Origin of the sequence: Nitrosomonas sp. Is79A3 (assembly GCF_000219585.1) — a bacterium.
In the GTDB taxonomy this organism is placed as follows: domain Bacteria; phylum Pseudomonadota; class Gammaproteobacteria; order Burkholderiales; family Nitrosomonadaceae; genus Nitrosomonas.
The window spans coordinates 3,236,131-3,247,492 of the sequence record NC_015731.1 but is presented as its reverse complement, the minus strand read 5'-3'; the positions used below and the strand labels follow the sequence as shown (position 1 = coordinate 3,247,492).

Sequence of the window (11,362 nt, the reverse complement as noted above, 5' to 3'; positions counted from 1 at the left end):
TAGTCATTGTTTGATGCAAGTTTTTGCGTTGGCATGGCTAAAATGCTCGGACCGCCGCCTCAATGACTGGTAAGTTTGCACAGTGCTTCCGGCAGGCTATCCGGCGCACCAAACAAAACAGCCCTCCAGAGAGGGCTGCCAATGTTATTGTGTTAGCAATATTTGCTTAAGCGATGGAATCAATTAGCGATGTTTCGCTCGCGGCATCCGATGGCACTATACCGGCCGGATTGCCTTGGTGGTTGTAAACCGATTGGTTAATATTATCTAAACGCTGGGTAATATGGTTCGTTAGGCGCTCAAGGTTGTTAGTGAGCGTGTCCGCTCTCGCATCCAATCTTGACGCAGCGCCTTCATGCGCATCTGCACGCTCCGTGATGGCTGAAAGTACATCGTTAACGTGCGTCGTGACCTTATCGAGACGCTCGGACAATCTCTCACTTACTCGCGCTCCCTGCGACTCGATACGTCCGGCGGCATTATCCAGACCATCAAGGACGCGTGTGCGGTACCCTTCTAAGCCCGCAACCAACTGGTCGCGGCCTTGAGCAGTGGCTCCGGTGATCAACGTATCGACACGAGTATTCACACGATCCTTCAAATAATCGATCCGCTCCAGCGCATCGGCTCTCACTTGTCCGAAGCCTGCTGCAGCGGCTGGGTTGGTTGCCGCGCTGGTATTAGCGTCCGGTGGAAGTGGAGCAATATTGCTCGGGCTTGGCGTGACGGCACCAGATTGCTGTGCTCGCTGTGTTTGATTCAAATGAGACAGGTGATTTAATTGCACTTGTGGGTTAAATGAAATTGTCATGAAAAAATCTCCGTGTTTATTAACAATCAGCGCTCCGTTTGGAGCAGCCACTTTGGTTGCCGGGGGCTAATCACCGCGGCGATAATCTGGAATTAGCAAGCATCGTGCCAATAAGATTAAGAGGTCTTGAATAACCCATCATTGTCATTCCGGAAGCGATTGGGAATCTATTGAAATCAACAGTATAGATTTATCGCTCTGCTCGAAATGGCAGTTGTTCAGAAGCTCTTTCTATCAAGTTTTTTACGGTATTTGAAAGGCGATCATTAAATGACATATCTTGCATTCGATAGGCATTGCTGGAAAAAGCGGCAACAATTGCCGGAGCGGCAGCCGGAAAGCCTGTTTTGACTGCACCGATTCTTCATTCAGTCCTGATTCAGATTGATCGCTATACAGTGATCTCATCAGGAATCCACCCGGAACGAGTAATTGAAAGGAGAAGCTAAATGGACACCAGAAAAACCAAGCTATGCTTCTGCGAGACAAGGGATATTTGTTCGAAGCACTCTCAATGGTTCATGCCATTTTCTTTTAATTTGTCTGGCAGTAAAGGTTTGCTGCTGCTTCTACTGGCAGTTTTTCTACTTGCCGGTTGTAAAACAGTGCCCCTCCAGGATAGGAATTTTTCTGAGAGAGGCGGCTTCTTGGAACAAGCTGAAAATACAGGTTTTCGTATTCATCACAACGCCAGCACTGACAATGCAGTCATCGGTTCGCTATATGCATCGGGCAAAAGCGTTTTACTCAATGGCGCGCAAGTAAAGATTTCTGCGAAGGTAAAGAATAATTCATTTGTGAGCACGGGTCCTCAAAGCAGCGCGCGCATTGAATTCAACGCAGCGGATTCATCCTGCTTGCTACGCGTCGATAGATTTAATGCGGGTAATGCTTATGCGGATTCATCAGATTGCCAGCAAAAAATTGAAACCCTGCATGCAAGGCTACAAGCCAAGGATGCTATCCTGCATATCAGTGTGTCGCAGCATCAAACGGAAGTCATGGTACTCAGCGGCGCGATCAAGGTAATATTGCTGGAAGATGCGACGCAATCCATTGACGTCAGAGCGGATCACGGAATTATTATTACTCACGAGGCGATCGGCCACCCTTATCCGGTTACTCCGGACGAGGTTTGGCAGCGCATACGCTGGAGAGGCGATTTCCAACTCTATAAAACAGTCATTGATTGGAATAAAATAATCGCAGGTGCAGTGACTGTTGCCATCATCGCTGCTGCGATATTATTCAGTAGAGGTCGTGGAGGTGGCGGTTATAGCAGTGGGTTTCCTAGACATCGCTAGCTAGCGATCATCTGTCTCGTGTTACCTATTCATTTTCTTTGTTCGCGGCCCCGGTTGCTGCGACAAGATCTCAAACTTTGAGAGATAATCTATTTTCCTATTTTTATATCTTTAATAGTTATCGTTTCCAGAGCATCGAATTTTTTCGGATCCATCATTTCTTCCAATAATTTCTTTATGTCGGCAATACTGGTTTTATATAAATTGATGTCTAATTCGACCGTCACTTCAACTTTCATAAGTTGCTCTCTTTTATTTGCATTTGATAAATAGATTACGGGTGACTATTGAACCCGAAGATGTCAAATATCCGATTGATGCCGATTGCGTGTTTGCACCAAACTCACGGATTGCTTGAGAGAAAGGAACAATATCACCTTGCTGATTCAGTAGGTGATACCCTCGTGTGCCACAGATTTCCCCCGCTTTCTCAAGACAGTTGCTATAGTTCATTCCAGAGCCGCTGCAGTTGATGTTATGTCCTTTGGTCCCGTCAGCCAGAAACACTTCTCTGGATGAAGCGCAACCTTGAAGCGTTATGACAAAGAGGATAAAAATAAAAAGTGATCGGGACATATTGGTTCCTTCTAATATTTGACCATACTACTGCTATGTGGAAGTAGGACATTGTTCAGTTCGATTTTATACTACATTACAATAACGTTGTTAAGTTCGGATGCTATGTCAAATTGTCACATTCCAAAATATAATTTATTTAATAATTACATCGTCATAAACGAACGATCCCGGCTAATTACCCCGCAACACAAATTCATTTTCTTCGTTCGCGACCTGAACATCCCGCTAGAATTTTCAAGTGTTTTCGTCGATTTTTTTACGTATCTCATAGGCACGATTTTGTTTCAGCATTCTGAATATAATACGGCAAAGCTGTCGGCCAAGCGCCCGAATTGCCTGATTATGTGATTTCCCCTCAATCCGTTTTTTCTCATAGTAACGCTGTGATTCAGGTACGCATTTTCGATGCTTGTCTACAGCGGCCATCATCGCGGTTTTGGCGCGTTTGTTGACATGTTGCGGTGCTTTTGAACCTCGAAACTTCCCTGAGCTGTTATCAAGGTTGGCCATTCCCAAATAGAGCGCCAGACTGCGTTCGCTAGCAAATCGATCAATGGTGCCAATCTCGCCCGCCAACTCTGAAGCACAGATCACAGCGAACCCTGGAATACTGTCAATTAACTGCGCAGCTTGGGATTCTTGCATTAACATCTTGCAACGTAATTCCAATGCTTTGATGTCGTTTTTGAGCGCCAGGATACGCCGGGCATCTTCAATGATCATCTCGCCGACCCATTCCACTTCATGACTAAATGACGCATGCGATTGCCATGCGACAATACTATCGGCGTACTTGCGGCCCACACCAGGAATCTTTAGCAAGGTAGATACGCGTAAACGCGACAGCTTGGTCAATTCATCAACGCTGGTGATAAAGCGTAAGAACCAAAGATTATCTGCATCTTTTGTGATGTCCAGCAGGCCGGGGCACACTGCGTGAAGATCGCCCTGAAGACGACTTTGCAGGCGGCTCTTTTCATCCACCAAAGCACGACGACGGCGACTCAGCCGTTTGAGCATATCGTTTTCCCGTGGTGTCGGCATGATTTCCTGAAGAACGTCTTTAGCCAATGGCAGGTGATCCCGCAGTTGGAATAGCTCCAGGCCTTTGCAAGCATCAATGCGGTCATTCTTGGCCGCAGCCGGAAAAATTTCCTTAAAGCGAGCCAGCTTCAGATTGTTGATGTTGTAGAGTTCATAACCGCGTACTTTCACCAGACTGTCCAAAGGGCGGGCATAGCCATTGTAGCCTTCCATTGCTACCGCTACCGCACCACCATGGCGTTGTCGATGATGTTCAATACGTTCAAAGAATTGTTTAAAACCTTCCGGGCGGTGGAAAATGGCAAACTCATCCAGCACATCGCCATTGGACAGGCCTATTGCTACACTGTGCTGACGACAACCTATATCAACACTGACATAAATTTGTGGGGTATTATCCATGATCATGGGGCCTCCGTACTGTTGCAACTAAACCGATAAATCATCCGTCGGTCTCGTCTACATACAGAGCCACAATCTACTGATCGGCACCATCCCGAACGACACACCGGATGACGCAGGAGGACGGGGACGGCATTTCAAGTCTAGCGAACCAGAATCCCAGCCGCTGACCCCATGAGCCACATCCCCGTCCGTTTGCTATATTAAACTATGGTTCTGTGGCCTGTCATCCTGCAAAATACGATGGTAGACTCCGTTGTTTGTGGTTTCTTGAATTCACTGGCGCTACATGGTTTCATCGCGCAGCGCCCGGTGGAATGATGGGTTGGGCGTATTGGCTAAATTCAGGCATAAGCTGATGAATTGTACTGAGAAGTTCATGAGCAATTTGGCGCATACACGCAAGCTCAGGGCGACTCTCGGGGGCGGATGTTGCGCTGCTATTTACGAAAAGCCAGCCAAGCGAATTTTCACGAGAAATGGCCATATATGCTTCTTCCAGCTCGGGATCGACGTGGGCACCACCATCTGTATCTGCGACGTTAAGCACTAGTTCTCGACGACAGAATGTTCGGTTGCGGTTGTCTTTCAGAACTGGATCATTCCACCAATTTACGAACGGAATGGGTTGCAAAGGCCATGGCCCTCCACCAGCTGCAATGAGTGGGAGATAGCGTGCTTCATCGTTTGAGAACTGCATTGTAATAAGGTCGCAAGTCGTGATGAGGTTTCTGGGGTCTAGTGGTGGTGCTGAAGTTAAATAGTGGCCTAAACGAAAGCCAAGTTGATCAAGGAGGGCGTGTGACTGTCGGTGGTTGTGCAATAGGACTCTGAGATTTAGGGAAATGTACTTTCCTGCTGCTTCCAATCCATTATCAAAGGTTTGGCAAGAGTGCCTCAAGAGCTGTAGCTGTTCGATTAGTTCGCGTTTTAGCTCATCTTTGGGTCGTTGTATCCGCTTTGGCTTGGTCATATTTATCTGGCGCCCCACTAAAATTAGACGTCCGGAATGACGCAATTTATTACGTCAAAAATGAAATCTATTACGGTAAGCTTCATGCTATGTCCTTATGTTTTATGAAAATTGATTAATTTATCTTTCATAATAACAAACTTTGTTAGATCCATAATGAGTGATTTTCACTCATTCCACCACCATGCAAATGCTCAAAACACCATCACATGATCAACCAAATACCTTCCATTTTGATGCACAAGCACCATTTCCGCGACGAACTCCCCCGGCACTTTCGTGAACGATTGTTTCCACACAATGGCTGCTGAGTCCGGGCGTCTGAAAACAGCGACCGGGACGCGGTGAGAGAAATAACCTTTTTCAGCCTGGTACTGCTGGCAGACGTGTTGAAGATACGCCGGAGTAACGATGGCTTTCATCCGGCCAGTAAAATCCCGGACATGCCTGGCATAATCGATATGGGTTGAGGCATCCATCAAGTTGTCCATGATCGGGTTAGCGATGTCCCAGATCTGTTGTTCGCTCAGCTTGTCGAAGCGGATGAGGTGCGTCATTTCGGTTCGCTTCCGGTTCCGGTTCCGGATTGTTGCTTGTACGCCTCATACGAAGTGCTGGTACTCGATAGGCAGCGGCTGCGTTCCTGTTGGTCCATCAGCCGGTTACATTCATTCCGCTGCCACGCTTGGCCGGTGGAGTAGAGCTGCTGAGTGGTGCAACCGGTTCCGGTTATCAGTGCCGTCGCTGCGATGCCAATGATCCAGGCGCCGGATTTCATCCGGTGCATTCATTGGCTACGACATTGATCATCCAACTGATGCCAAAACGGTCGGTGAGCATGCCGAAGCGCGATGACCAGAATGTTTTGGCTAGCGGCATTTGTACCTGGCCGCCATCGGACAGTGCGGAAAAATAGCGATCCGCTTCGGCTTCGGTGGCAACCGCAATCGATAGCGAGAAGCCTTTGAATTGTTGGCCTTCTTCGCAGCCATCGGAGGCCATCAGTACGTTGTCGCCGATGCGAAAGCTGGCGTGCATCACTTTATTTTCAAACCCCGGCGGCAGCATGCCGGGTGGCGTGGGATCCGGGCTTTCCTGGAAGCGCATCAGCATTTCAATCTGCGCGCCGAGCGCGGTGCGGTAAAATTCGAGCGCCTCTTCGCAGCGGCCGCCGAACATTAAATAGGGTTGAATCAATGGGTTTGGCATGATAACTCCTTAAGCTTGGGATTGATCAATATTTTTGGTAGTTATTTTATTGTTGGCTGGGTTTCATGAAGATTAACCCCAAATAGGACTATTCCGATTTTCGAATGAATACCCATATATAAATCCGTGATTGTGAGTGGGGCGGAGGGGCTTTGCCGTCACTCTGAACTGCTTTATTTACGATGCCATCAACATCAGCTCGGTTTTAGTATGTTTGACACAAAAGCACTTTGGTATTTTGATGGGCATTGTAGATCGGCTTATTAGTAAACATACTGAAATGCTGCTTTTGTCAGCAGCATGGCGTAAAATAAATTTTCTTTAGTATAATTTAGGACAAATATCCTGCATAAAAGAGCGTGATGTACTATTCTTTTAACCTCCTTATTAAACTAGCATGCGAGATGTAATTAATTGTATCCGATGAAGAAGTGTAAGAGTGACAAATATTGTTAAAGTAATGTAAGCAGTGAAAACTTATATTTTGCATTCGAAATATATTTTTATTTTTAGTTTAACGATGTCAGGGCAAAGGATATTAGGAATAAATTCGATTTTGTCGTGATTGTAGTCGGCACTTCTTTGTGTCAGCAATTAATTAAACACCGGATGAATCTGATCTATCATATGGTGCGCCTGGAGAATTTGTTCAGGAATGGCAGAAGAGGTGCGCCAGCTGTGACATAAAGTGGCTGATTACCTATGAAAAAAGCAGCCATCGCACGATTTCGACACTAAAGCAATTGGATTTCTGAGAATCTCTAAAGCATAGAACGGTGCGAGATAAAATCGCATTTTAGCAATACCCTCAAAAAAAGGAGATTTACCATGAATGATCATCAAAAATACTTGCCCGTATGGGTTCCAGCACTTACCGTTCTTGCTGGTTTTTTTTCAGTTCCCTCTTTAGGATTGGCTGCGCCGCTTCTGGGTTCGGAATTGGCAAGCTTTGCGGTTCTGGGTGCCTCGACGGTGACCAATACCGGGTCGACTACCCTTAATGGACAGTTAGGTGTCTACCCAGGCCTTTCTATCACTGGCCAAACTGGCATCACCATCAATGGGGAGCCTGCGCTTACTACGGGAGCGGGGTTCGTGCACGCAGGCGATGCAGTCGCAGAATTGGCTCATAATCAACTCACTGCTGCGTGGACTAATCTGGGACTCATGGGACCTGGTACCCTATTGAGTGCAGATCTCGTTAACCTCACGCTTTCTCCGGGTGTCTATACTGTTCCCGCCGGGGTGAGTAATTTGACAGGAACGCTCACGCTCGACGGTGGCGGCAATGCTAACGCGGCTTGGGTATTCCAAATGGAGAGCACGCTGATCACTTCACCCAACTCGGTCGTAAACGTGATTAATACTGGCTTAGACGCTGGGGTATATTGGAATGTTGGCAGCTCCGCCACACTTGACACAAACACATTGTTCGAAGGCAATATTCTTGCACTAGCGAGCATCACGCTGAATACTGGTGTAACCATTGGTTGCGGTAGCGTCTTGGCGGATACTGGCGCTGTGACTATGGACACGGACACCATCGGTGGTGGTTGCGGAGATAGTACGGGTGGGATACATCACAGTTTCAGCGGTGGCCTTACGCTTCCAACAGGTGCAATCGGTGAGACACCCACTTTCCTTCCCTACAGTCCCGTTCCTGAGCCGAGTTCTGTGCTTCTTCTCATTACCGGCCTTGCTGGGTTGACGATTTGGAGGCGCCGTCAAAGCTAATTTCTCCGTTAGGGAACTGGAATTGAGTTTTGTGTGCCCCGCTTCCAGAAAAGAAAAACTCGATGATCAAGTGAGGCAGGCTCGATTATCCCGCCTCTCGCCATACTAGCTAACGGCTTACCACCGCAGGCAATGAAATTACAGAGTTTTTAAATATTCAATAATCGCAAAAGCGCCTTGTTTGTCACTAGACCAGTTGAGGCGATAAGTTTTTTTGCCTTCCGCGATGTCTTTGTCATGGCCTTTATTGCTCAGCGCGGGAATCGCGTTGGTCTGGAATAAGTAGCCTTCGTTTTGGCCGGTTGCCTGTTGCGAATTCCAGGAATAACCGAGATATTTCTGGTCGTAATCCAAGTGGCTCTTGATAAAGCTGGCTGGGCGCTCGTCCGGCACTAATAAGTGATAAACAGTCGGCACGGTGCCATTGTGCAAATACGGCGCTTGCGCCCAGATACCGCTCAGCGGACGGGCATTGTAGCCGTGGTGTTCGTCGTTCGGCGACATTAGCAGATCTTTTTTACCGGCTAACGAAACACCCTCAAATTCAGCGCAAGGTTTGATATCGTTTCCATATAGCTTGATCGTCGTGTCCGGAGAGCAATTATCATAGAGTTCTTTGCGCGCGGCATAGTTTAACAATGCACCCACTACGTAAGCCCGTTTCAGGCTGGTGCCGAGGTTGTCGTAGACTTTGCCGTTCTTGGGTTGATGACAATCGGCGCAATGTTCGGCAAATAAAGTTTGTCCTTGTTTGGCCAGTTCGACATTCACAGCAAAAGGATAGGGACTGGCGGGTAAACCATCCAGCAGTTCCTCGGCAAAGGCAGCGACACGCACGTCGGTTTTTTCCAGGCCCAGGGTTAGCATGGCAATCAGGTTGCGGTAGATGGGCATCGGCACATTGCCGTTCCACTGGCCGCCGCCGTTGATGAGTCTTTTGTGGCTTTCATCCCAACTGGCGAGACGCTTATCCTGTTCCCATACTGCCATGAAATCGGTGATGCCCGGTTCTGGCGGCAAGGTGATACCGGCGAACCATTTCAATAGCGAGCTATTGCGCAAACTGATATAACCATTGACAGCACTCAAACCGGTGGCATCGGCCATGCCGGGGAAACCAGCCAGCATGGCGGATTCAAGCCCCTGATAGTTCTTTGCGATTAAAGCGCCAAAGCCCTCATACTCAGCTTCTGCGCGTTGCGCGAACTGCTTGATTGTTTGCCCGGCGGTTTTCTTGAACAGGGCAATTTGTGCAGCTTCATAGTCAGCATCAAAGCTTCTGCCGGCAGATTGATAATTGTTATAAAAGTAATTGGGGTTTTGTTGATGCGCTGCATCCAATGCGCTCAGTAATTTTTGTGTTAACAACTGGTATTTGTTGTCGCCGGTTTCACCCGCATAGGCTTTCTGCAGGGTTTGATACAGTTTGACGCGGAACTGCACAATGTTGAATGTGGTATTCACTCCGCCATCCAGGTAATCCATTTGGCCGTTCTCCAGCCGCACACGGCCAATGTGACAGGCGCCGCACGTAAACGAAGCGTAGTCAATGTTGCCTTGCGCTTCACTTCGGGATAATCCGCTAAAACCAATGCCGCGCGCGACCGGGTAAGATTTCTGCCGTTCATCGATAAACAGCCCCACGGCATCGAGAAAGTTTTTTTCGCTGCCCCAAAGTTCCGGCACCAGCTTGGGCAATAGCTTCAACGCAATGTAGGGAATACCGTCCACTTCGCTAAAAGCAAAATTGGAGAACCAATCATAAGCAGTCTGATGAGACTGAATATAGTCGGCTTTTTCCTGGGATTTTTTGGTTTGGGCCTGCAACCAATTATCCGGCACTGCATTGACAAAAGCGGGAGGAGATGGCGCTTCCAGCGGGTGAGAACTACAGGCTATAAGTGTGGTAGCGAGCAAAGCGGCGAGATGGACTTTCATGATGTTCCTTACCTTGTTGTTTTGTAGTGATAATGCCATTGCTATGCAATGATCTTCTCAATGCGGATTGATTGTAGCATAGCTTTGATAGGACTCATTGGGAGTGGATTTAACCGGCAGGGCAATCGGGCTAAAAGAGGCTTGAAAACAGAAACAAGATGAGGTATTAGCTTTATCATTTTGATTTCAAATGATAGAGAAACCGATAGCGTCAATTATCCATCACTTTTCAAGCATTGAAGACCCGAGAGTAGACAGGCAAAAGAAACACCAGTTACAGGATATATTTTTTATCGCCTTATGCGCTGTTATCTGTGGGGCGGACAATTGGGTGGCTATTGAAGAATTTGGCAAAGCCAAGATAGACTGGTTCACTAAATTGCTTGGTTTGCAGCATGGGATACCCGCGCATGATACCTTTGGAGATGTTTTTGCAGCGATAGACAATGAACAGTTTGGCGAGTGTTTTTCCAACTGGGTGTCTGACTTAGCCAGTCTGACTGAAGGAGAAGTCATTGCAATTGATGGTAAATGCTTAAGGCGTAGCATTGATAAGGCTTCAAGAAAGGCAGCTATCCATATGGTCAGTGCATGGGCGCAGCACAATAGCCTGGTCTTGGGTCAGGTTAAAGTGGACAATAAATCCAATGAAATTACGGCCATTCCCAAGCTGTTATCGCGACTGAATATTGCAGGAAGTGTGATTACAGTTGATGCCATGGGTTGCCAGAAAAGAATTGCTCAGCAGATTATTCAACAAGGTGGCGATTATGTCTTGAGCCTGAAGGGCAACCAGGGTAACTTACATGAAGATGTTGCCACGTATTTTACCTCGCAGTTATCGCCTGAAGCCGCCATGGTGACTGTTGATGGGGATCATGGACGCATTGAAACACGTACTATCTGTGTGACAGATGAGATCGCATGGTTAAAAGAACGTCATGCTTGGGCAGGACTACAAAGTATCATTGCGGTTACAGCAACAAGAGAATCAGAAAATAGAATCACCGGGGAAACGCGTTATTTCATCAGTAGTCTGAGCGCCAATAATCCGGCTAAACTGGAACATGCTGTTCGCGCTCATTGGGCTATCGAGAACAATTTACATTGGGTGCTTGATATTGCTTTTGATGAAGATAGCAACCGGACACGCAAAGGCCATAGTGCAGCCAATCTTGCCACTATCAGACATATTGCTTTAAACCTGATAAATAAAGAAAAAATATCAAAAGTCGGTGTAAAAATAAAACGATTAAAGGCCGGTTGGAATAATGATTATTTGCTCCGCATTATTGGAGTAATTTAAGCCCGATTGCCCTGATTTAACCGGTGCTTCCGATTTTACACTGCGTTTACGTGCGGTACTGC

General features: G+C 47.2%; 13 protein-coding genes. 3 read left to right on the top strand and 10 right to left on the bottom strand.

Annotated features, from left to right (window positions below; all coding sequences use genetic code 11):
- Positions 1 to 166: 166 nt before the first annotated feature.
- The gene (locus NIT79A3_RS15135) at positions 167 to 811 is read right to left on the bottom strand and encodes a hypothetical protein (protein WP_013967016.1); all 645 of its coding nucleotides are present in this window, start codon (positions 809 to 811) and stop codon (positions 167 to 169) included.
- A gap of 243 nt (positions 812 to 1,054) precedes the next feature.
- Positions 1,055 to 1,219, bottom strand: coding sequence for a hypothetical protein (locus tag NIT79A3_RS18905; RefSeq protein ID WP_156797105.1), 165 nt, complete (start codon positions 1,217 to 1,219; stop codon positions 1,055 to 1,057).
- 41 nt (positions 1,220 to 1,260) lie between these two features.
- Between NIT79A3_RS18905 and NIT79A3_RS15130 the strand changes: the two genes are divergently transcribed.
- A complete protein-coding gene (locus NIT79A3_RS15130) occupies positions 1,261 to 2,115 on the top strand; it encodes a hypothetical protein (RefSeq protein ID WP_013967015.1) in 855 nt (284 codons plus the stop codon).
- A gap of 89 nt (positions 2,116 to 2,204) precedes the next feature.
- On the opposite strand, the gene NIT79A3_RS18900 is transcribed toward NIT79A3_RS15130, so the two are convergent.
- The 7 genes from NIT79A3_RS18900 to NIT79A3_RS15100 form a co-directional block, all read right to left on the bottom strand.
- Entirely contained in the window at positions 2,205 to 2,354 is a 150-nt protein-coding gene (locus tag NIT79A3_RS18900) for a hypothetical protein (protein ID WP_013967014.1), read from the bottom strand.
- Positions 2,355 to 2,367: 13 nt separating this feature from the next.
- Entirely contained in the window at positions 2,368 to 2,691 is a 324-nt protein-coding gene (locus NIT79A3_RS15125; RefSeq protein ID WP_013967013.1) for a hypothetical protein, read from the bottom strand.
- 237 nt (positions 2,692 to 2,928) lie between these two features.
- Entirely contained in the window at positions 2,929 to 4,140 is a 1,212-nt protein-coding gene (locus NIT79A3_RS15120; RefSeq protein ID WP_041360563.1) for an IS110 family transposase, read from the bottom strand.
- 295 nt (positions 4,141 to 4,435) lie between these two features.
- On the bottom strand, positions 4,436 to 4,840 hold the full coding sequence (locus tag NIT79A3_RS19200) for a hypothetical protein (protein WP_198009368.1): 405 nt from the start codon (positions 4,838 to 4,840) through the stop codon (positions 4,436 to 4,438).
- Positions 4,841 to 5,307: 467 nt separating this feature from the next.
- Positions 5,308 to 5,670 (bottom strand): hypothetical protein, encoded by a 363-nt coding sequence (locus NIT79A3_RS15110; RefSeq protein WP_013967011.1) that lies wholly within the window; start codon positions 5,668 to 5,670, stop codon positions 5,308 to 5,310.
- Positions 5,667 to 5,891 carry a hypothetical protein gene (locus NIT79A3_RS15105; RefSeq protein WP_013967010.1) on the bottom strand — a complete coding sequence of 75 codons (225 nt, stop codon included), beginning with the start codon at positions 5,889 to 5,891 and terminating at the stop codon, positions 5,667 to 5,669. The genes NIT79A3_RS15110 and NIT79A3_RS15105 overlap by 4 nt, the downstream gene beginning before the upstream one ends.
- Entirely contained in the window at positions 5,888 to 6,322 is a 435-nt protein-coding gene (locus NIT79A3_RS15100; RefSeq protein ID WP_013967009.1) for a VOC family protein, read from the bottom strand. The genes NIT79A3_RS15105 and NIT79A3_RS15100 overlap by 4 nt, the downstream gene beginning before the upstream one ends.
- Positions 6,323 to 7,150: 828 nt before the next feature.
- Between NIT79A3_RS15100 and NIT79A3_RS15095 the strand changes: the two genes are divergently transcribed.
- A complete protein-coding gene (locus NIT79A3_RS15095) occupies positions 7,151 to 8,056 on the top strand; it encodes a DUF3494 domain-containing protein (RefSeq protein ID WP_013967008.1) in 906 nt (301 codons plus the stop codon).
- Positions 8,057 to 8,194: 138 nt separating this feature from the next.
- Here the strand turns inward: NIT79A3_RS15095 and NIT79A3_RS15090 are convergent, their stop codons facing one another.
- On the bottom strand, positions 8,195 to 9,994 hold the full coding sequence (locus NIT79A3_RS15090; protein WP_013967007.1) for a hypothetical protein: 1,800 nt from the start codon (positions 9,992 to 9,994) through the stop codon (positions 8,195 to 8,197).
- Positions 9,995 to 10,184: 190 nt separating this feature from the next.
- Here NIT79A3_RS15090 and NIT79A3_RS15085 point away from each other — a divergent pair, with 190 nt between their 5' ends.
- Complete coding sequence (locus NIT79A3_RS15085) at positions 10,185 to 11,300, top strand: ISAs1 family transposase (protein ID WP_013964816.1); 1,116 nt, start codon at positions 10,185 to 10,187, stop codon at positions 11,298 to 11,300.
- The last annotated feature ends 62 nt before the right edge of the window (positions 11,301 to 11,362 follow it).

Excerpts from the sequence above, each read along its gene's own strand:
- NIT79A3_RS15135 (WP_013967016.1), bottom strand. The coding sequence starts at position 811 with ATGACAATTTCATTTAACCCACAAGTGCAATTAAATCACCTGTCTCAT.
- NIT79A3_RS18905 (WP_156797105.1), bottom strand. The coding sequence starts at position 1,219 with ATGAGATCACTGTATAGCGATCAATCTGAATCAGGACTGAATGAAGAA.
- NIT79A3_RS15130 (WP_013967015.1), top strand. The coding sequence starts at position 1,261 with ATGGACACCAGAAAAACCAAGCTATGCTTCTGCGAGACAAGGGATATT.
- NIT79A3_RS18900 (WP_013967014.1), bottom strand. The coding sequence starts at position 2,354 with ATGAAAGTTGAAGTGACGGTCGAATTAGACATCAATTTATATAAAACC.
- NIT79A3_RS15125 (WP_013967013.1), bottom strand. The coding sequence starts at position 2,691 with ATGTCCCGATCACTTTTTATTTTTATCCTCTTTGTCATAACGCTTCAA.
- NIT79A3_RS15120 (WP_041360563.1), bottom strand. The coding sequence starts at position 4,140 with ATGGATAATACCCCACAAATTTATGTCAGTGTTGATATAGGTTGTCGT.
- NIT79A3_RS19200 (WP_198009368.1), bottom strand. The coding sequence starts at position 4,840 with ATGCAGTTCTCAAACGATGAAGCACGCTATCTCCCACTCATTGCAGCT.
- NIT79A3_RS15110 (WP_013967011.1), bottom strand. The coding sequence starts at position 5,670 with ATGACGCACCTCATCCGCTTCGACAAGCTGAGCGAACAACAGATCTGG.
- NIT79A3_RS15105 (WP_013967010.1), bottom strand. The coding sequence starts at position 5,891 with ATGAAATCCGGCGCCTGGATCATTGGCATCGCAGCGACGGCACTGATA.
- NIT79A3_RS15100 (WP_013967009.1), bottom strand. The coding sequence starts at position 6,322 with ATGCCAAACCCATTGATTCAACCCTATTTAATGTTCGGCGGCCGCTGC.
- NIT79A3_RS15095 (WP_013967008.1), top strand. The coding sequence starts at position 7,151 with ATGAATGATCATCAAAAATACTTGCCCGTATGGGTTCCAGCACTTACC.
- NIT79A3_RS15090 (WP_013967007.1), bottom strand. The coding sequence starts at position 9,994 with ATGAAAGTCCATCTCGCCGCTTTGCTCGCTACCACACTTATAGCCTGT.
- NIT79A3_RS15085 (WP_013964816.1), top strand. The coding sequence starts at position 10,185 with ATGATAGAGAAACCGATAGCGTCAATTATCCATCACTTTTCAAGCATT.